At 51.8% G+C, this 20196-nt stretch carries 18 protein-coding genes; 1 reads left to right on the top strand and 17 read right to left on the bottom strand.

Annotated elements, in window-relative coordinates:
• Positions 1-139 precede the first annotated feature (139 nt).
• The 11 genes from truD to FT643_RS11505 form a co-directional block, all read right to left on the bottom strand.
• Positions 140-1177 carry a tRNA pseudouridine(13) synthase TruD gene (gene truD, locus FT643_RS11555; RefSeq protein WP_156871558.1) on the bottom strand — a complete coding sequence of 346 codons (1038 nt, stop codon included), beginning with the start codon at positions 1175-1177 and terminating at the stop codon, positions 140-142.
• Positions 1174-1656, bottom strand: coding sequence for a 2-C-methyl-D-erythritol 2,4-cyclodiphosphate synthase (ispF, locus tag FT643_RS11550; RefSeq protein WP_156871557.1), 483 nt, complete (start codon positions 1654-1656; stop codon positions 1174-1176). Before ispF ends, truD begins: the two co-directional genes overlap by 4 nt.
• Positions 1657-1694: 38 nt before the next feature.
• Positions 1695-2405 carry a 2-C-methyl-D-erythritol 4-phosphate cytidylyltransferase gene (gene ispD / locus FT643_RS11545; RefSeq protein WP_156871556.1) on the bottom strand — a complete coding sequence of 237 codons (711 nt, stop codon included), beginning with the start codon at positions 2403-2405 and terminating at the stop codon, positions 1695-1697.
• A gap of 3 nt (positions 2406-2408) precedes the next feature.
• A complete protein-coding gene (gene ftsB / locus FT643_RS11540; protein WP_156871555.1) occupies positions 2409-2729 on the bottom strand; it encodes a cell division protein FtsB in 321 nt (106 codons plus the stop codon).
• A gap of 121 nt (positions 2730-2850) precedes the next feature.
• Complete coding sequence (gene eno, locus FT643_RS11535; RefSeq protein ID WP_156871554.1) at positions 2851-4149, bottom strand: phosphopyruvate hydratase; 1299 nt, start codon at positions 4147-4149, stop codon at positions 2851-2853.
• 81 nt (positions 4150-4230) lie between these two features.
• Entirely contained in the window at positions 4231-5100 is an 870-nt protein-coding gene (kdsA, locus tag FT643_RS11530; RefSeq protein WP_156871553.1) for a 3-deoxy-8-phosphooctulonate synthase, read from the bottom strand.
• A gap of 13 nt (positions 5101-5113) precedes the next feature.
• Positions 5114-6757, bottom strand: a complete 1644-nt coding sequence (locus FT643_RS11525) for a CTP synthase (protein ID WP_156871552.1) — start codon at positions 6755-6757, stop codon at positions 5114-5116.
• Between the two features lie 123 nt (positions 6758-6880).
• On the bottom strand, positions 6881-8221 hold the full coding sequence (gene tilS / locus FT643_RS11520) for a tRNA lysidine(34) synthetase TilS (protein WP_317622015.1): 1341 nt from the start codon (positions 8219-8221) through the stop codon (positions 6881-6883).
• A gap of 67 nt (positions 8222-8288) precedes the next feature.
• Positions 8289-10256, bottom strand: a complete 1968-nt coding sequence (locus FT643_RS11515; RefSeq protein ID WP_156871550.1) for a GldG family protein — start codon at positions 10254-10256, stop codon at positions 8289-8291.
• Positions 10257-10268: 12 nt separating this feature from the next.
• Positions 10269-11003 carry an ABC transporter permease gene (locus FT643_RS11510; RefSeq protein WP_156871737.1) on the bottom strand — a complete coding sequence of 245 codons (735 nt, stop codon included), beginning with the start codon at positions 11001-11003 and terminating at the stop codon, positions 10269-10271.
• Complete coding sequence (locus FT643_RS11505) at positions 11003-11920, bottom strand: ABC transporter ATP-binding protein (protein WP_156871549.1); 918 nt, start codon at positions 11918-11920, stop codon at positions 11003-11005. Before FT643_RS11505 ends, FT643_RS11510 begins: the two co-directional genes overlap by 1 nt.
• Positions 11921-12212: 292 nt before the next feature.
• On the opposite strand from FT643_RS11505, the gene plsB reads away from it, so the two are divergent.
• Entirely contained in the window at positions 12213-14729 is a 2517-nt protein-coding gene (gene plsB / locus FT643_RS11500) for a glycerol-3-phosphate 1-O-acyltransferase PlsB (protein ID WP_156871548.1), read from the top strand.
• Between the two features lie 28 nt (positions 14730-14757).
• On the opposite strand, the gene FT643_RS11495 is transcribed toward plsB, so the two are convergent.
• From FT643_RS11495 to FT643_RS11470, 6 genes are all read right to left on the bottom strand, one after another.
• Positions 14758-15543, bottom strand: coding sequence for a class I SAM-dependent methyltransferase (locus FT643_RS11495; protein WP_156871547.1), 786 nt, complete (start codon positions 15541-15543; stop codon positions 14758-14760).
• 46 nt (positions 15544-15589) lie between these two features.
• Entirely contained in the window at positions 15590-15961 is a 372-nt protein-coding gene (locus FT643_RS11490) for a hypothetical protein (protein WP_156871546.1), read from the bottom strand.
• A 185-nt stretch (positions 15962-16146) separates the two neighbouring features.
• Positions 16147-16953, bottom strand: a complete 807-nt coding sequence (locus FT643_RS11485) for an undecaprenyl-diphosphate phosphatase (RefSeq protein ID WP_156871545.1) — start codon at positions 16951-16953, stop codon at positions 16147-16149.
• A 3-nt stretch (positions 16954-16956) separates the two neighbouring features.
• The gene (locus FT643_RS11480; RefSeq protein WP_156871736.1) at positions 16957-17391 is read right to left on the bottom strand and encodes an acyl-CoA thioesterase; all 435 of its coding nucleotides are present in this window, start codon (positions 17389-17391) and stop codon (positions 16957-16959) included.
• A 35-nt stretch (positions 17392-17426) separates the two neighbouring features.
• Entirely contained in the window at positions 17427-18143 is a 717-nt protein-coding gene (tsaB, locus tag FT643_RS11475) for a tRNA (adenosine(37)-N6)-threonylcarbamoyltransferase complex dimerization subunit type 1 TsaB (RefSeq protein WP_156871544.1), read from the bottom strand.
• A 103-nt stretch (positions 18144-18246) separates the two neighbouring features.
• A complete protein-coding gene (locus FT643_RS11470; protein WP_156871543.1) occupies positions 18247-20169 on the bottom strand; it encodes an ATP-dependent DNA helicase in 1923 nt (640 codons plus the stop codon).
• Positions 20170-20196 lie beyond the last annotated feature (27 nt).

Genomic DNA, 20196 nt, shown 5'->3' with positions numbered 1-20196 from the left:
GCTCTTTTTATTGGTTGCCTGTGATCAGCACATCGGTATTAATCCGCTTTTTAGAGGCAACCGTTATTTAAAATTCATTCTAAAAGAAGGTTAGCAAAACAGCGAGAAGTTTGCAGAGACTTTACAGGGCAAATGGTTTCTATATTTGTTCCTGCTGACCTGAGCGATCATTTAATAGCACCAGCTCCCTGAGCACGCTGGTCGCATAAGCGCCCTTTTGCAGATTGAACTGTATTTGCAGTGCGTTCGCGTCCCCATTCCACCGCAATTGTTGTGCTTTCAGTCGCAGCGGTCGGGGCTCAGCTTCCATTCTCGCTTGGTTGAACAAGAGTAACATCTGATCCGGGATCGTACCGGCCTGATCGCAACCGGCCAGATAGGCTGACAGGTGTATATCGTCAGACAGGAAGCGCTGCTGTAACTGGTCATCCCACTGCGGTTCGGTAAAAAAGCTCTGGGTGCCGTTCAATTGGATCAAATCCTGATCCTGCCATTGATTCCAGGTGCCGTTAGCGACACGATCGGCTAACACTCCGTTAAACAGCCAGCCACGGAGCGTCGACAACACACGGCTCCTGAGCAAGCGGTCTGCTGGTAATTTACCCTGTTCGACCCACTGCAAGGCTTCTTCGATATTCGCCCCACCATGCCCAAAGCGCTGAGCACCGAAATAGTTGGGCACACCCAGATTTTTCAACTCGGGCAAGCGTGAATTCAGGCGCTCGATCTGGCTCAGGTTACGCAGAACAATATGAAAACGGTTGTATTTATGGGTGCCAATGCGCAGCTTTTTATTGTGTCTTTGCCAACGCAACACATTAAAGCCCTGTTGCGCCAGCTCATCCGCATCGGGTTCGATAGCCTTCCCCGGCAGATGAATGGAAAACCATTGACTGGTTAGCCCGCGCCGGTCCTTCATTCCCGAATAACTGACCGCTTGCTTGGCCACATTAAAATGACGAGCCAGGCAGCGCTGGGTATGGCGGGTGTTATGAGCATCGGTTTGCACCAGTAGAAACAAATGCTCCCCTTCTCCACCCGGCTCAAAACCGAGCACTTCTTCCACCACAAAGTCCTCCGGCCGGGTTTTAAAATCCGCACGCGCAAGGGGTTCACCGTGGGCGTAAGGTGCGGACTCAAATCCATAGGCGGGCAAAGCCTGGTGCATCACTGTCATCGGTGCTCCGCCATTAGCAATGCCACCGCATGCACGGCAATGCCTTCTTTGCGGCCGGCGAAACCCAGCTGTTCTGTCGTGGTGGCTTTTACATTAACCGCGTTAATCGCCAATTCCAGATCAGCCGCAATATTCTGCTTCATGCTCTCTATATGCGGGGCCATCTTAGGAGCTTGAGCGACGATAGTGACATCCACATTACCCACCCGATAACCCTCCTTCTGAACCAGTTTCAGTACATGACGAAGAAGTATGCGGCTGTCCGCACCCTTATACCGAGCATCCGTATCAGGAAAGTGACGGCCAATATCCCCCAAAGCCGCTGCGCCCAATAAAGCGTCCGCCAATGCGTGCAAAGCAACATCGCCGTCTGAATGCGCCACAAAACCCTGCTGATAAGGGATTTTCACGCCGCCCAATACCAGATGATCGCCGTCTCCGAAGCGATGTACGTCGTATCCGTGTCCAATTCGAAACATGTTGTACCTGTCTATTTCCAGCAACCAGCGGGGTTAATTTACGGGGCAGTTTGCTGTTGTGCAAACAATTCAGCCAACGGCAAGTCTTGCGGGTGGGTAATTTTGATATTGTCATTGTGGCCTTCAACCAAGAGCGGGTGATATCCGACCCGCTCCATGGCTTGAGCCTCGTCGGTCACCACGACATCATCCGCCAAGGCTGACGTCAGCGCAGATGTTAAAGCGCCCAAACGAAACATCTGTGGTGTCAGTGCGTGCCACAACTGGTTGCGGTCCACGGTGTCCACAATTTCATTAACCCGGTTCGCTCGCTTCATCGTATCGCGAACCGGGTTACCCAGAATCCCGCCAACGCTATCAAACTGAATTACTTGTTCGATGAGCTTCTGAATGTCCGCTGCGCGCACACAGGGACGGGCCACATCATGCACCAAAACCCAGTCCTGATCTGAACCCAAATTAGACAAATAACGCAAACCATTAAGCACGGAATGGCAACGCTCGGCTCCTCCGATCACGGATTTCACTTTGCAATTACGAGCGACCGGGAGCTTTTTGAAAAAAGCATCTTCGGTGCTGATAGCAACGACGACTTGCTGAATTCCCTGTACTTCAAGCAAACGCTGCAGGGTTGATTCGAATACGGTCATGCCATGGAAGGGCAAATACTGCTTTGGTTTCGATGCGCCAAAACGCTTGCCCACCCCCGCCGCCGGGACGACGCACCAAATCACTGGAGATGTACTCATAGATTATTGCTGCTGTTGGCCGTCAATGATAAGAAAAAAAGTTTCGTCCTCTTTTACCATACCCAGCTGGGTTCGCGCTCGCTCTTCCACTGCATCAAGTCCTTCCTTGAGGTTTTTTACTTCCGCCTGCAAACGCTTATTGCGTTCAGAGACGATGTGGTTTTCCTGTTCCTGCCGCTCAGTTTCGCCACTCAGGCGCCACACGTCTGCCAGACTGCCTTCACCAATCCACAGGCGCAGTTGTAGCAGAAAAAACATCAGGATCAGGATCCAGAATAGGACCCGGGGCAAGGTGATCCATTGCTGTTGGGGTTGATCGGTCATAACCACTGCTGTAACGGGATGTATTGGTGATTTAAGAATGGGGGCAATTATGACAGGCGTCAAGCCCGCGAGTCCCGTAACGGTTTAGCTGAAATCCGTTACGGGGAGGCGGATTCTACTACTACTTCAGAGCTGTGAACTCTGCACGTCCTTTATAGGGCGCGATATCACCGATAATTTCTTCAATACGCAGTAGTTGATTGTATTTCGCTACCCGGTCAGAACGGCACAGTGAACCGGTCTTGATCTGGCCAGCCGCCGTGGCTACCGCCAGGTCAGCAATGGTAGCGTCTTCGGTTTCACCGGAGCGGTGAGAAATGACCGCGGTGTAACCTGCATCTTTTGCCATTTTAATGGCGGCCAGAGTTTCACTCAGACTGCCAATCTGATTGAACTTGATCAGGATGCTGTTAGCAATTTTTTTATCGATACCCTGCTGCAGGATTTGGGTATTGGTTACGAACAAGTCATCGCCGACCAACTGGACTTTGTCACCCAGCTTTTCGGTCAGGACTTTCCATCCATCCCAATCGCTTTCGTCCAGGCCGTCTTCAATAGAAGCGATCGGATAACGGCTGCACAAGTCTGCCAGATAATCTGCAAAACCTTCCGAATCCAGTACTTTGTTATCCCCTGCCAGGACGTATTTGCCATCCTTATAAAATTCGGACGCAGCGCAGTCCAACGCCAGGGTTATGTCTTTTCCTAACTCGTAGCCGGCTTTTTCTACCGCTTCCACAATGACCGTCAATGCTTCTTCATTGGATGCCAGATCCGGTGCAAAACCACCCTCATCGCCAACCGCCGTACTCAGGCCACGAGCCTGCAATACACTTTTTAATGAATGAAAGATTTCGGCACCATACCGCAGAGCTTCAGCAAAATTCGGTGCACCCACCGGCTGAATCATAAATTCCTGGATGTCTACGTTGTTATCGGCATGCTCGCCGCCGTTGATGATATTCATCATCGGCACCGGCATGCTGTAGGGTCCGGCTTTGCCATCGGCGATTTCACTGATGTGCTGAAATAATGGAACCTGTTTATAGACCGCTGCCGCCTTGGCATTGGCGAGCGATACCGCAAGAATGGCGTTGGCGCCGAATTTGGATTTGTTTTCAGTGCCATCCGCATCAATCATCAACTGATCAATTTTTTTCTGGTCCAGGGAGTCCTTACCTTTCAACAGCTCGGCGATATCTTGGTTTATCGCCTGAACCGCTTTTAATACGCCTTTGCCCAGGTAACGGGATTTATCTCCATCCCGTAGTTCCAATGCTTCACGGGAACCGGTAGAGGCACCGGACGGTGCACAAGCTGTACCTGCTGCCCCGGATTCAAGAATGACGTCGGCTTCTACCGTGGGATTACCACGAGAATCAAGAACTTCGCGAGCGCGGATTTGAAGGATCTTAGACATTGTAAGGATGTCTCCTGTTATGAGTTAAAACGGTTAATGACAAATGTGTCTTTAATTCAGAATATTGACGCGGCTTGCGGATTATTCTGTATCCAGCGCCGCGAAACCTTTCACTAATTCATCGATGGCTTTGACTTGTGTCAGAAACGGCTCCAGCATGTCGAGCCGGAGGGCGCAAGGACCATCGCAGCGGGCTTTATCCGGATCAGGATGCGCCTCCAGAAACAGGCCAGCAATACGTTGAGTCATACCGGCCAACGCCAGCTCTGTGACCTGAGCGCGACGGCCCCCGGCTGCTTCCGCCAAGCCTCCGGGCATTTGCAGTGAATGAGTCACATCAAACAGTATCGGACTGCCGAATTCTTTCATGATGCCGAAGCCCAGCATATCGACAACCAGGTTGTTGTAACCAAAACTGGAACCCCGTTCACAGAGAATCACCTGATCATTGCCGGCTTCTTCGCATTTGCGAATGATATGTTTCATTTCGCGCGGAGCCAGGAACTGCGCCTTTTTAACGTTGATGACGGCACCGGTTTTCGCCATGGCAACCACCAGATCCGTTTGCCGGGACAAAAATGCAGGCAACTGAATAATATCGCAGACCTCCGCTACCGGCTGCGCTTGCTCCGGTTCGTGCACATCGGTAATTAACGGCACGTTAAAGGTACTTTTTATTTCCTGGAATATTTTCAGGCCCTCGTCCAGGCCCGGCCCACGGAACGAACTCACCGATGACCGGTTGGCTTTGTCGAACGACGCTTTAAACACGTAAGGAATACCGAGTTTTTCGGTAACCGTGACGTATTTTTCTGCCACTGTCATGGCCATGTCCCGGGATTCCAGAACATTCATTCCGCCAAACAAAACAAACGGCAGGTCATTTCCTATTTTCAGGATTTTGCCGTCAGGGGTGGCAAGCTCTATCACTTTCTGGTCTGTTTTTGTCATAGGGTTCGTCCATTTACTCTTTACTGTTTAGCTTGCTGTCTTTAAATGCTTTTGCCGCTTTGATGTAGCCTGTAAATAAAGGGTGGCCATCCCTTGGCGTTGAAGTGAATTCCGGGTGAAATTGACAGGCAACAAACCACGGGTGGTCCGGAACTTCGATCATTTCCACCAATGAACCGTCCATCGAACGGCCTGCTACTTTGAGGCCGGCCTCTTCCAGTGCAGGCACAAACTTATTGTTCACCTCATAGCGGTGACGATGACGTTCAAACACGACGTCTTTACCATAGAGCTTGCGGCTCAGACTATCATCCACCAAACGGCATTCCTGCGCACCCAGACGCATGGTGCCCCCCAGATCCGATTCCAGATCCCGCTGCTGCAAGGAACCGTCTTCGTTACGCCACTCTGTAATGAGACCCACGACCGGATTCGGCGTGCCTTCATCAAACTCCGTACTGTGTGCTTCAGCTAATCCGGCCATATCACGGGCATATTCAATCACCGCCACCTGCATACCAAGACAGATACCCAAATAGGGCACATGGTGTTCACGAGCGTAGCGCACTGCAGCGATTTTGCCTTCGGTGCCGCGCTTGCCGAATCCGCCAGGAACCAAAATCGCATCGTATTTTTTCAGCGCGTCGATACCGTCACGCTCGAGATCTTCCGAGTCTACATACTCAATATTAACTTTAGTGCGGGTGCGAATACCGGCGTGCAACAATGATTCATTGAGCGATTTATAGGCATCAGCCAAATCCGTATATTTGCCCACCATGGCCAGGGTGATGTCGTGCTGCGGGTTCAACTGCGCATCCACTACTGCTGTCCATTCACTTAAGTCCGCCGGACCGCATTCCAATGCCAGCTTTTCGACCACAAAATCATCCAGTCCCTGGGCATGCAGCACCGATGGAATTTTGTATATCGTATTCACATCCTGCAGCCCGATACAGGCCCGCCGCTCAACGTTGGTAAACAGCGCAATTTTAGCCAGAGAGGATTCAGGAATTTTATGGTCGGAACGGCACAACAGAACATCCGGTTGCAAGCCGATCGAACGCAGCTCTTTAACCGAGTGCTGAGTGGGTTTGGTTTTGGTCTCTCCGGCAGTGCTGATATAGGGCACCAGGGTCAGGTGAATAAAGACCGAATTGTTAGAGCCCAATTCAACCCGCAGTTGCCGCACTGCTTCCAGAAAGGGTTGCGATTCAATGTCTCCCACGGTGCCGCCGATTTCCACAAGCAGTACATCGACGCCCAGGTCGTTATTAATAATACGAGTTTTTATTTCATCGGTGATATGCGGGATGACCTGTACCGTCGCCCCCAGATAATCGCCCCGACGCTCCTTCTCGATGACATCCTGGTAGATGCGGCCGGAAGTAAAATTATTCTTACGGGTCATAGTGTTACGGATAAATCGTTCGTAATGACCCAAGTCCAGATCGGTTTCGGCGCCGTCTTCGGTAACGAACACCTCTCCATGCTGGTAGGGACTCATTGTGCCTGGATCCACGTTAATATAGGGGTCCAGCTTCATCATGGAAACCTTCAGACCACGCGCTTCAAGAATAGAAGCCAAAGAGGCTGCTGCAATTCCCTTACCCAGGGAAGAAACAACACCCCCCGTCACAAAAATATATTTTGTCATCGACTTACCAGTGAACGGAGAATGGAAAAAATGTATGCAGTGAGCGGGCTCAGACGAGCACGAATCACTTCGCTAAGAATGGACCGAAATTCTACCCGATTAAGGGGGCTGACTCAATCAGACTCAATCAATCACCGGTACGGGAATGCGCCAATGCCAGGTAACAACCACCCTATCCTGCTCCGATTCCGGTTCGAAGCCGTCACACACCAGCAGTCCAGGCAGCCCGGCAACCTGATCACCACAGTACAAAATCGGCCAATACGGTCGTAACCAGGGCGCTACTGTAAGAGCCTGGAACCAGTGTTTGAGCGGCTTGGTCAATTGCCCTGCGGGTTTTACCCGCTCCCCACCGGTTCTTAAACTTAACTGTAACGGGGCTGCCTGCAAACGGCGTAACGAAAACCCGGTTTCGAGCTGGCCGTCGGGGGCCCCGTGCTGGCTGGCTCCGGCCCCGTCAAACGGGGGATCAACCCGAAGAACACCTAATGAGGATGCCAATCCATCCAATGCCGCCACAGAGCCAAACCTGCCCAGCTCCGGCAGTGAGTCCGATTCCAGATGGGAGGGGGCCAAATACAAGTGCTGGCGAAAGCGCCTTATGCTAAGCGCCCCCCATTCCACCATGGGGCTGCCGTCGTCGGCAGCGGGCAGGACTTCACGAATCACCCGCAAAAGAAGGGTTTCCGAAGGCGCCAGCGCCCCCACTCTGACAAGCCAATAGCGCAATAGGTTTTTTTGCCGCGGCAACGCCAGCCCGGTTAGCTGCCCAATAGCCAAACCCTGATCCGCCCGCGGCGGTCCCATATCCAGTGCCGCCAACTGGTCCAACAACGCACTGGCTTCCTGATTCAGACGCGCACTGCGGGCGATGGTTTGGTTCAATTGCGGTTTGATTTTCCGCCACGCCGGCAATATCTGTCGACGTATATAGTTCCGTTCGATCTGGTCATTTTGATTGCTGGGATCCTCTACCCAGACCAGCTTCTGCTCCGCAGCGTAGTTTGCCAATTGCTCACGATCCTGCTCCAGCAAGGGTCTGAACACGCTCATGTTCAGTCGCTCAGTGACTGGCAGCATCGCCCCCAGCCCCAATGGACCACTGCCTCTGGCCAGACGTTGCAGCAACGTTTCGACCTGGTCGTCCCGGTGATGAGCCAGCATCAGGACAGCGCCAGTTCCTGCCTCCGAAACGTGCTTATTGAAACTCCGGTAGCGGGCGTCTCGGGCAGCTTGTTCCGGGCTGGATTGATGCAGGTCGATATCCACCGCTTCTACAATCAGAGGTACATCCCATTGTTGGCAGACCCGCTGGCAATGACGCTGCCAATCGCTGGCGTGGGATTGCAGCTGATGGTTAACGTGAATGGCTTGCAAGGCAACGTCGCCATGCTCGTTACGATCACGCCACCGGCAAAGCAAATGCAGCAGCACTGTAGAATCCATGCCGCCGCTAAAACCGATGAAAATGGTAGCAGGCTGCGGATGCGATTCCAGAGCCTGCCGGATTAGATGAATATCAATAGGCGCGTTAACCTCGTTTTCGCCGACGATAGAGGGCGATAACCACCACGATCAGCGTTAGGATAAAAGGTACAAGCGCAATATTGATCAATTTCAGTTTGAAGTCCAGGGCTTCGATATCTTTGTTCAGCTGATGCTGCACATCACGCAACTGCTTCCGAATACTGAGCTTTTTCTTGCGGAACTCTTCCAGCTGGTTTTCCACCTCCGGAGTCAGGGTAATCATTTCACCGTTCTCACCCTGTTGATTTTGCAGTGCAGTGAGTTGCTGCTCAATATTCTGCAGTTCCTGCTGCAATCCCTGTTCAACGCTCTGGAATTCCTCTTCGGCCGCCCGTCGCATCTCTTTTACCACGGTGAAGGGGCGGAAATAGCGTCCCTGACCGCGAATATCAATCAGGTCTGAACTTCCGGATAGCAGTTCCACGGTATTAAAGAAGAAATTGCCGTTATCCGCAAACGGGCTCGCAATTTGCTGGCCGAACATTTCCTGCACCTGAACCCATAAACGATCAGTAAGAACATCGGTATCGGCAACGATCACGACGTTAATCGGTTGGCCGGACTTCTGCAGGTATTCCTGTTTATTGTCCGTCACCGCTTTCACCGACTCCGCCTCCACCGGCTCTTCGGCGACATCATCGGCAATGTCTTCGGCGGCTTCGCTCCCTTGTTTGGTATCATCACCGCCTTCGCTGATTGGTACCCCCTCCGGAAACGCGGATTGGACCTCACCGGTGATTCTCACACCCATCGAGTAAACCTTGCCATCCGGGGTAAAGCCCTGCATCAACGTGAGCGGATCGTCCATTTGTACCAGCTTCGCAGCATCAATAGGCATCGCATGTTCCGAGCTGGTCATCAGGGGTTCGATTTTGGTGGTCACCCCCTCCAAGGTCGAAATGAAACCAGTGCTGGACATATGCAATGTTTCCAGCTGGCTGGTGGAGATACTATCACGCGCCAGGTTTTGGTCAGTGAGCTGTAAAATGCCCAGATGGCGAACAGGTTGACGATTCTGGCCACTGACCTGCAACGCCAACTGAGCATCGCCGATAAATTTACCCATATCGACGTTTACGCCCCAGGCATTGAACAACCGATTGAGATCTTGAGACGCCTTGTTCTCGCTCATGCGATCCAATTCAGCAAAAGGATCGACAAAAAATACCGCATGCCCCCCTCTCAATACATACTGGTCAATAGCAAACAGCGTCTCTTCACTGAGCTCTTTGGGATGGACTACCAGTAACAAGTTATAGTCTTGCACGGGGATTTCCTGCACGTCCTCAGCAACCGGCATCACCTCAAACAACTCTTTGAGTTGAGAGAAAGTAAACCAGGGTGCCGTAGGCTGGCGCGTCATCATTTCGAAGCCGCCATCGACCTGAAGCCCGGACAGCAAACCGATAACCGGTTTCTTCGTCTGACTGACCTGGTGGATCATCTTGGCAATATCGTATTCCAAAAACCGCTGACGCTCTGCCTGAAAGAAAGGGATCTGCAAAGTAGGACGTTCATTTTCTTCGGCAGTGGCACCTTCGGTTAATTCGCCGTATTGCGCCACTAAACCAAAGTAGACTGTATCCGAATTATTAATCGGAACCGCCTCCAAACCAAACGCGGCGGCGCGATCCTCATCCTCTGAAAAAGGCTCCGGATCAATCACCGTTAGCTTGATTTTTCCTTTCGAAGCCGACACGTATTCCTCAAGCAGTTCACGCACCTGTTTCGCGTAATTACGCAAACCCAGTGCTTCCCGCGTGGTGCTTTGTGAAAAGAAAAAATACAGCTCAAGGGGTTTATCCAGCTCGGAGACTATATTTTTACTGCCATCTGACAAGGTGTAGATTTGCCCTTCGGTCAGATCAACTCGGGCACCCTTAAAAATCCAATCCGTAAATAATGTGGAAAATAAAACAATCAACGCCAGGATCACCAACCCGGCACCTGAAAACCATTTGCTAATGTGCATCGTGGAGGCTCCTTAGTTAGCTTTCTTTATGTCAATCACGATTGCGGTTGCCATCAACCAGCCGCCCATCATGATGAGGAAATACAACAAATCCCTGATTTCTAGAACCCCTTTCGAAATGGAGTTGAAGTGAGACAGAAAGCTAAGTGCTGCGATGGATTCCAGCACCCAGGTGGCAAACCAGCCTGGCATCCAATCCATCACGATACTCATACCGCTCATCATCATAAAGAAGCAGACCACCACAGTAATAATAAAAGCGATAACCTGATTTTTAGTACAAGCAGAAATGCAGGAACCGACGGAAAGCAAGCTTCCGGCCATTAACCAGCTACCGATGTATCCACCAAGAATTACGCCGTTGTCCGGGTCTCCCAGGTAATTTACCGTTATCCAGATTGGAAACGTCAGTATTAACGCAATGCCGGTGAACACCCAGGCAGCCAGGAACTTACCCAGCACCATATCCGCAAGGCTCACCGGTAGCGTCATTAACAGCTCCAAAGTTCCGCTCTTCCGTTCTTCCGCCCACAACCGCATCGACAACGCAGGTACTAAAAACAGATACAACCAGGGGTGGTAATTAAAAAAGATTCTCAGATCTGCCTGCCCACTTTGAAAAAAATTGCCAAAGAAAAAAGCAAACGAACCCGCTGAAACCAGAAAAATCATAATAAACACATAGGCTAGCGGTGTAGCGAAGTAACTGGACAATTCCCGTCGGAATATGACACCTAATTGGTTCATCATGCGGCCCCCTGAGTAATGGTACGGAACACTTCATCCAGACGACCACGCTCCACATGCAGCTCGCGTACTTGCCATTGCTTTTGTTGTATTAGATCGTTAACGGCGTTAAACAAACCCGGTTTGTCATTAGGAAACACCACCAGGTTACCGCCATCGACTTCTACGCTACCCGCTTGCGGTAACCGGGCCAGCAACGATTCGGCACCCTCAGCGTCAGACAGACTCAAGGAGATAGCGCCATGATAGCGGGAACGGGCCTCAAGCTCGGCCGGTGTGCCGTCCGCCAGTATGCGCCCGCCCGAAATAATAATGGCCCGACTGCAGACAGCAGACACCTCTTCCAGAATATGCGTCGAGATAATGACAATCTTGTCTTTCGACAGATTTGCAATCAGTTCGCGCACTTCTTTTTTCTGGTTTGGATCCAGTCCGTCCGTAGGTTCATCCAGAATAAGAACTTTTGGATCGTGAATAATGGCCTGTGCCATCCCCACCCTGCGTTTGAACCCTTTGGATAAGGTGTCGATGGTTTGATCCATCACCCGATCCAGATGCAATTGCTGTTTCACCCGCTCTATTCGGCTTGCCAACTCTGCTCCCCGAAAACCCCGGATCTTGCCGATGAACTTCAGAAATTGAGCGGTGGTCATATCGCCGTAACTGGGGGCCCCTTCCGGCAAGTAACCGATGATCGCCTTGGTTTTGAGCGGGTTAACGCTGGCGTCATTTTCGAAAACCGTCACTTTGCCGGAGCTCGGCGCCATGAATCCGGTGATCATCTTCATGGTGGTGGACTTGCCGGCGCCGTTAGGGCCGAGAAAGCCCAGCACTTCTCCGGGAGCAACCCGGAAGGACAGGCCATCCACTGCCGTGAACTGGCCAAAAGATTTAGTCAGGTTGTCTATCTTTATCATGATTTTCCCTGTTTATTTTTAGTTCACACGAACCCTCGACACAGAGCCCTGGCGTGCGACCGCCGCGAACCCTGGCAGGCTCAGGGGTTTCATCGTAAAAATCGGGTGGTTGGACTACAGCTACTTAAAAAAGTTCTTAGCCCCTGATGGGTACGGATGCTACCACTGAATTCATCCCCTGTTACGGATTTATATGATAGATTTTTGCCTACACGCGGCATAGGGATTAGACTCTGCGAGTTCTGAATGGCTGCTTCCGAGCAGGCCCGGCGACTCAACATAAAGGTTTCACATGACACGATGGTTAGGATTGGATCTGCTGTTCGCATGGATTGTAAAGCAGTTTTTATATTTGATAGTGCGTACACGGGTTCAGCCAGACAATATTGAATCGCTGAATATTGATGCCGAAAAGCCGGTTTGCTATGTACTGAAGAGCGAATCCTTGTCTGATTATTTGGTCATGGACCGGGAATGTATAGCACAGGGTTTGCCTGCCCCCTCCAGCGGACTGCAGGTGGGCGGCTTTCAACATAAGCGAGCGGCGCTTTATCTTAGTGGTCAGGGCTGGGTCTGGCAGCGCAAGGAGATGATTCAGTCGCAACCCAAAAAGCTGGTCAACATGATCAAGGCCATGGAACTCGACCCCACCCTGGATGTGCAATTAGTGCCGGTGTCGTTGTTTTGGGGGCAAGCACCGGCGCGTGAAAATTCTGTATTTAAAATCCTGTTTTCGGACAACTGGCGTGTGCCCGGTTTATTCCGCAAATTGCTGATGATTATGATTCAGGGACGCAACACGGTCGTGCATTTTGACGAGCCGGTGTCGCTACGTACCGCCATGCAGGAAGGCCTGAGCCAGGAACGCACCGTGCGCAAACTGAGCCGCGTTTTCCGCACTCATTTCCGCCGCTTGCGCGAGGCCGTTATCGGCCCGGATCTTTCTCACCGGCGCATTCTGGTAAACGCACTATTGGGTATGCCTAACGTGGTGGCTGCAATTGAAGCCGAAGCGTCGCGTTCCGGGAAAAAGAACATTAAAAAAGCCCAGGCTACAGCGCGCAGTTACGCCGAAGAAATTGCCGCAGACTATTCGCACGCGGTGATTCGTATTTATTACCTGGTGTTAACCTGGTTGTGGAATAAATTATACAACGGTGTTTCTGTTACCGGTATTGATCGTCTCAAAAAGGTCGCCACCAATAATGAAGTTATCTACGTGCCCTGCCACAGGAGCCATATTGACTATTTGCTGATGTCCTACCTCCTGTTTCGCAACCGCATGGTGCCACCGCACATAGCGGCCGGTGTGAATCTGAACATGCCGGTAGTGGGTCCCATTCTGCGTCGGGGTGGAGCCTTTTTTCTACGCCGTAGTTTCAAAGGCAACCGGCTTTACACGGCCGTATTCAATGAATACCTGAATATGACATTTGATCGTGGGTTTTCTGTAGAATACTTTATAGAAGGCGGACGCAGCCGCACTGGGCGGCTGCTAGCGCCAAGACCGGGCATGCTTTCCATGACCGTGCGCAGTTTCCTCCGCACACAGCGCCGGAATTTTGTGTTCGTGCCCGTGCACGTGAGTTATGAAAAAGTGTTGGAAGCCGGCACCTACCTGGGTGAGCTTTACGGCAAAGAAAAACAACAGGAATCCATTTTCGGAATTTTGCGTACTTTGCGTAAAATCCGCGGCACTTTTGGGCAAGTCTACGTCAATTTCGGCGATCCGATTCACCTTAATGATCATCTTACCGAAATTGAGCCGGACTGGAAAAAAGCAGACTACAACGACAACAAACCACCGCCCTGGGTCAGCACAGCCGTCGATCAGCTCGGCACCCAAATCATCACCGAAATTAATAATGCTGCGGTGATCAATCCCATCAACCTGCTGAGCCTGGTTTTGCTCTCCACCCCAAAGCAAGCTATGGATGAAAAAGCCCTGGCCACACAACTGGATTTTTGTCTCGCCTATCTCCGAAAATCCCCCTACAGCAATGAGGTTGTGGTCCCGGAGATTGACGGCAACGGAATTATCGCTTACTGCGACACGTTAGAAGTGTATATCCGTCAGAAACACCCCCTGGGAGACGTCATACGTTTCACCGACGAAAAATCCCTCTTAATGACCTACTATCGTAACAACATCATTCATGTGTTCGCGGTCATTTCCCTGGTTGCTTGTCTGGTGCTGAATAACCGGCGCCTGCAACGCGCAGTCCTGTATAAACAGATTCAGCAATTGTACCTTTTTCTGCAATCCGAACTGTTCATCCACTGGAAAGCGGACGATATACCCGGAGTCGTAGACCAATGCGTCGCCGTGTTGGTGGAATACGGATATTTAATCGCCGATGCTGAAGAAGTCTGGGCACCGGATTCCCGCACCACCGAATTCATGCATCTGACCATTCTGGCCAATACGACACATCAGACATTGGAACGCTTTTTCATCACAGTTGAAATATTGATTAAGGCGGGCTCAGGAAAGCTGCATCGATCTCAGCTCGAGAATGCTTGCACGATGCTGGCTCAGCGTATGTCACTATTGCATACCTTGAGCGGGCCTGAGTTTTCCGATAAATCACTATTCCGTAATTTTATCCAGGCCCTGATAAAAAACGATATTATCAACGTTGGAGACAACGGAAATCTGGTATTTGGTGATCCTCTGCTACGTTCCTACGAGGATGCTCATTCACTGTTAGGTGAGGATACCCGACAGAGCATTCAGCAAATAGCCGAAATGGATCTGGAGAAAGAAATCGACGAAGCGTCGACAAATAAAACCAAAGAAAAAGCATAGCCGCGGAACTTAGGCGACCACTCGGTGCTCAGACCGGATAAACGTCCATGCGGCTACTCTTACCCAGAATTTGGTAACCTGGTTTCATGGCCGCCATTAGCGCCCCGGATTTGCGCGGACGCTTCACTACTACCCGCTTTTTGGCTGCATTGATGGCCAGTGTCAACAGTGACTCAGCATCTATATCGTCTCCCACCACGTCGCGAAAGATGCGCATTTCTTTTTTTACTAATGCAGGTTTGGATCGCTCCGGAAACATCGGGTCCAGGTAGACCACATCAGGACGTGCCAGCTCATCGCCCGCTGCCAATAAATCCGACAACAGGCTGAAAGCCGATATGGGTTTCACGGTAATGCGCCGGGCCACCGGGGCTCCAGCCTCTGAGTCCAACGCGCGATCCAGGCCATCGGCAAGCAACGCCGCGATGGCCGGTTGTCGCTCACAACTGATCACACTGTAACCCGCAGCGGCCAGAATAAAACTATCACGACCCAAACCTGCCGTGGCATCCACCACTGTTAAGCGGTCTTTGCTCCGCCCTGCCACCGCTTTCACGATCATTTCATGCTGAGCCCGCTGAAATCGAAACCCGGTTTTGCCGTGCAGAAAATCAACTGCGATCGGCAACCCCAATTCGGGGTTCAAGGAGCGCAACTGAATTTGACCTTCTCGCCACTCCAGCACCGCTTTCAGCTCTTCTTCCTGTACACCCTCCTGCGACCAATATTCATCAAAATGGGAAACCGGTAAACCCAACTGCTTTATTCGTTGACGCATTTCCGGATGATCCACAGCAATCCAAGTACGGCTCAAAGGGCTCCCCTTATTATAACTATCGGTGTGACTGGCTTAGAGGGTCTTACACGAACAGGTCGATGGTTCCCAGAAACTCACCACTGCCCTGGGCTTCACGGCTCATCTGTTGGGTGGTAGTGTACGTGTGCATCGCCGTTTGCCTGGAGGGTGGCAGGTGTTCACCGGTGGACGCAGGGTATATCCGGTGCAAATGTTGACTGGCTTGGTTTTGGTTGATCGCCACCACAGGGGCTTGCTCGATCACCTGGCGATTGGCCTGGCTGGTTTCTGTGGTCGGCTCTATTGGGGCATTGTTCTGCTGTGGGCCTGGCGGGCGCCGGACACGCTCAAGCTGCTGCGCAGCAGTCCGCTGGTTATCGCTTTCGCGCAAACCGGTTCTGGCGTAGGTCTGTATTGGGCCTGAGCTGATTTTCATGTGTGCATATCATTCGCGAACATTACTGAAACCCGATTAGTATAGCCTCTGTTTACCGGGTGTTAAACGTCGAAACACGGGATTCAATAAGGTGAAGTTTGCCACGGGGCCGAGCCGTAACCCGACAACACTAATTAGGTAAGCTTCGTTTAGTGAGGGCCGTGACTACCGAGCTTAGGGTTTTACTAATTTAAGCCCACAAACGCAAATAAAAATGCACCCAACGCCAACCGGTAAATTACGAACGGCAGCATGCCAATACTTTCCACCAACCTCATAAAAACGTGGATACACAAAAAAGCGCTTACCGCAGAAGCAACGACACCCAGGGCCATAATATCCCAGGGCACCGGGCTATGACCGCCCGCCAGCTTTACGGTTTCCAGGGAGCCGGCGGCCACAATTATCGGGATCGACAACAACATGGAAAATCGCGCAGACGCTACCCGGCTAAAGCCGAGGAACAGTGCCGCTGTGATTGTTATGCCACTGCGGGAGGTTCCTGGAATCAAAGCCAGAGCTTGCGCACAACCAATGAGAAACGCAAAATTCCAGGTGATCTTTTCGACGCTTAATTCACCTTTGCCCGCTTTATCCGATGCCCACAATAACAATCCAAAAAACACCGTCGTACAAGCTATAACGAAACTGGAGCGCAGGTGATCTTCAATAAAATCACTGAATAGACCACCAAAAATCACCGCCGGCACAGTTGCGATTCCCACCGCTAACGCGAGATGCATATCCTGATTCATTTTGCGACTGGTGACCGAATCCCAACTGCCCACCACCATCCGCTTAAGATCCACATAAAAATAAACGACCACCGCAAGCAGCGTGCCCAGATGCACAGCTACGTCGAATGCCTGCCCCTGGTCAGGCCACCCCAGAATCTGGGAAGGCAGAATCAGATGAGCAGAACTGGAAACGGGAAGAAACTCCGTCAAGCCTTGGATAACAGCAAGCACCAGTGCTTGAAATACATTGTCCATTCGTTATTCCTTTGCAGTAATGATATAACCGTTGGCAAACTCAGCAGGCATTCGCTTGGGTTTACCTGAATCTATAGCAACACACACCCATTTAGTATAACCGCGCAATACCGTCACTCCATCCGCAGGCCGAACCAGCTGATAGCGGCGAACCAGCGACAGTTTTTTGTCGTTTTCCATGATCCAGGTACCCATCACCAGACGGTCACCGCAAAAGGTAGCGGCCAGATAATCCACCTCATGGCGATGTGCCACCATTGCCCTGTTGAGCTCGGTGTATTTTTCCCAGTTCAGGCCTAACGCTTGTGAGTGCCCCCAAGCGGCTTCTTCGAGCCAGCTCACGTACACCACGTTATTGGTATGCCCCATAATATCGATATGTTCATCTTTCACTTCGATTTCGCGCACATAGGTGGGCGTTCCATAATCCCAGCTCAGGCCGTCGATGTCAGATGGTTTCATACATTGTCCTGTTATTTTCCTGGTGGCATCGGCTTTGCGGCCACATTATTACGCAGGTAAACCGGCACCACCTGCGTCGCGTCTACCGTATGACCTTGCCGCCATTGCGTTTGAGCCAGACATAAAAGATCCGTTGCGTGCGGTAACATCGCGGCATCGGTCTTCACAGGCAGGCTACCGGTTGACTCTATTTGTTGCTGATAGATCCAGCCGCCACCCACACCATAAGCAGGCACTGCCAAGGTACCCGGTTGCACCTGGTGCGGCACACAAACCTGTTCCTCGCCCACTGCAATGACGTCACCGAACCCGGATACGTGAAAACATCCCCAATACACCTCCCCCATACGGGCATCCAGCGCTGCCATGATGGATTTCCAGCCATGCACCCGATAGCCCTGATGCGCCAATACGGCGAGAGTTGAAATCGGCACTACCGGCAGATCAGCGCCCAATGCCAACCCTTGCACCACACCAGCGGCAATACGCAGACCGGTGAACGAGCCGGGGCCCCGCGCAAACGCTATGGCATCCAGTTGTTTCAGGCTGATCCCTGCATCGCTAAGCAGCCCGTCCACCATCGGCAACACCCACTCTGCATGCTTGCGTGGTTCATCAGTATAGCGGTGGCGTGTTTCAGACCCGTAACTCAATGCGACCGAGCACGCGTCTGACGAAGTATCAATAGCCAATATTGAGCCTTCGGCAGCCTGCGTCGTGTTATGCATATTGATCTGGGTCCTGGCTTGTGGCATGGAAGAATCAAAAATTCGTCGACTGATTCAGAAGCTGCGCATTATCTCAGGTTTCGACATAGCTGAAAAACCCTGATTAGGTATTTACGCCATTAATCTGGTGCGCTTCGAGAAACGCTATCGCTTCTGCTAAGGATTCCACTCTGGCCATATCCGGTAACGCAGCAAGGAAGCGGCCTCCGTAGGCTTTACGCAACAGCCGACGATCCCCCACCACCACCAGCCCATCATCGTCCGGTGCCCGCAGCAAACGCCCTACTCCCTGGCGCAGACGCGTAATGGCCTGGGGCACGGCGAAATCATTAAACCAATGACGCTGCTGCTGGCGGGCCATATGCCGCCACGCCAAATTCATCAAATCATCCGGTGGTGAAAAAGGTAGCTTATCAATTGCCACGCATCGCAACGCAGGCCCCTGAATATCGATTCCCTCCCAGAAGCTTCCGGTCGCCAACAACAGGCTATTCTGATCCTGTCGGAATTGCTGCAACAATTGCTGCCGGTTGGATTCCGGTTCGTACACCAGGATGGTCCGCTCGGTTCTACCCCGCAGCAGCTCAGCGCAAACCTGCAACGCCTTATGGCTTGAGAACAACAACAACATGCCACCTTGCACTTGAGTGGCCAGCTCCAGCAAGGTATCTGTCCAGGCAGAATAGAAGTGCTCATTTGCAGGATCCGGCAACGATTCCGGCACCCAAAGCCGGGCCTGTTTGCGATAATCCATGGCGCCCTTAAACCGGTACTCATCCATCTCCGGCAACATAAGCGACCGCTTTACGAAATCAAATTTATCGCCCACTGCCAGGGTCGCGGACAGAAACACCCAGCTGATATGAGATGTTCGCAACCCTGTGAAAGGTGTATTTAATCGTGCCGCCAATACCCGCATCCAGTTTCCTGAGCGCTCGCAATAGAGCAAACCAGACTCTTCAATGGTACGGCTTAGCATCGATACCCACAAAGTGAGTTGGGCGAGGTACTCTTTGATATTGGCCACAGACCCCTGAATGTGTTCCAGGTACTGTTGTAGGGGCCGCATGATATCAAGCAGAGGTTGCACACTGCGTGAGGACACCGCCAACAAATCCTGGCTCTCGAAGGCCGGCGACAATTGGGTTTCAATTTGTTGCCAAACCCGCCCCAACTGGTCCAGTCGCTGCGTCAACTCACTAAACAGGCGGAGCTCATCGCCCAACTGACGGCGCAACTTGGTCAACCAGCGTTGCAAACGGTAACCGTCAATCATTTCCATATTGTGGCGCACCAGCATATCCGGTAACTGATGGGCTTCATCCACGATCACCGCAGCTGCTTCTGGTAACAACGCCCCCAAACCTTTATCAAATAGTTGCTGATCGCTGAGCAGCAAACTGTGATTAATCAGCAGTAACTCTGATTCAGCCGCTTTACTGCGAGCACGCTGGAAAAAGCAATGGTCGAACCAGGCGCAGGCTTTACCCAGACAGTGATCGGCGCTGACACTGATGAGCCGTCGTAGCGGCGTTAGTTTTTCCTGCGCAGCGGGGGGTAGAGTTTGTAAATCCCCACTGCGGGTCTGCAGCCGCCATTGGTTTATGTGATCCCAAACCTCCAATAGCAAGGGATGGCCGGTCTCCAGGGATTGCTGGATTTTATGATTACACAAATAATTGTCACAGCCTTTCAAAACCTGCATCGATTTTGACTGTGGTAACATGAGTTGCAGTTTCTGATACTCCCCCCACCACAAGTGGTCCTGTAACGTCCGGTTGCCTACCGATAGAATTATTTTGTCGGGAGAGGTCATTGCCGCCAACAGATAGCCCAGGGTTTTACCGGTGCCGGTGGGGGCCTCGATCAGCATGGAACGTCGTTCTGAAATCGCTCGCTCTACCTGCTGTGATAACCCAAGTTGTTCTTCGCGTGATTGGTATCCCGGCCAGAGCTGCGCAAGCTCACCTGCCTCGGACAATAACTTTGTTACCAGAGAGGAATCAGCGGATCGGTGGGGGTTCATGGCAACTCAGTTATAATCGGAAATCAA

This window comes from Ketobacter sp. MCCC 1A13808, assembly GCF_009746715.1.
Classification (GTDB): domain Bacteria; phylum Pseudomonadota; class Gammaproteobacteria; order Pseudomonadales; family Ketobacteraceae; genus Ketobacter.
Note: the sequence above shows the minus strand (reverse complement) of the source record. Positions and strands in the feature narration are given on the sequence as shown.

Coding starts and splice junctions, on each gene's coding strand:
- truD (WP_156871558.1), bottom strand. CDS start 1,177: ATGACAGTGATGCACCAGGCTTTGCCCGCCTATGGATTTGAGTCCGCA.
- ispF (WP_156871557.1), bottom strand. CDS start 1,656: ATGTTTCGAATTGGACACGGATACGACGTACATCGCTTCGGAGACGGC.
- ispD (WP_156871556.1), bottom strand. CDS start 2,405: ATGAGTACATCTCCAGTGATTTGGTGCGTCGTCCCGGCGGCGGGGGTG.
- ftsB (WP_156871555.1), bottom strand. CDS start 2,729: ATGACCGATCAACCCCAACAGCAATGGATCACCTTGCCCCGGGTCCTA.
- eno (WP_156871554.1), bottom strand. CDS start 4,149: ATGTCTAAGATCCTTCAAATCCGCGCTCGCGAAGTTCTTGATTCTCGT.
- kdsA (WP_156871553.1), bottom strand. CDS start 5,100: ATGACAAAAACAGACCAGAAAGTGATAGAGCTTGCCACCCCTGACGGC.
- FT643_RS11525 (WP_156871552.1), bottom strand. CDS start 6,757: ATGACAAAATATATTTTTGTGACGGGGGGTGTTGTTTCTTCCCTGGGT.
- FT643_RS11515 (WP_156871550.1), bottom strand. CDS start 10,256: ATGCACATTAGCAAATGGTTTTCAGGTGCCGGGTTGGTGATCCTGGCG.
- FT643_RS11510 (WP_156871737.1), bottom strand. CDS start 11,003: ATGAACCAATTAGGTGTCATATTCCGACGGGAATTGTCCAGTTACTTC.
- FT643_RS11505 (WP_156871549.1), bottom strand. CDS start 11,920: ATGATAAAGATAGACAACCTGACTAAATCTTTTGGCCAGTTCACGGCA.
- plsB (WP_156871548.1), top strand. CDS start 12,213: ATGACACGATGGTTAGGATTGGATCTGCTGTTCGCATGGATTGTAAAG.
- FT643_RS11490 (WP_156871546.1), bottom strand. CDS start 15,961: ATGAAAATCAGCTCAGGCCCAATACAGACCTACGCCAGAACCGGTTTG.
- FT643_RS11485 (WP_156871545.1), bottom strand. CDS start 16,953: ATGGACAATGTATTTCAAGCACTGGTGCTTGCTGTTATCCAAGGCTTG.
- tsaB (WP_156871544.1), bottom strand. CDS start 18,143: ATGCATAACACGACGCAGGCTGCCGAAGGCTCAATATTGGCTATTGAT.
- FT643_RS11470 (WP_156871543.1), bottom strand. CDS start 20,169: ATGAACCCCCACCGATCCGCTGATTCCTCTCTGGTAACAAAGTTATTG.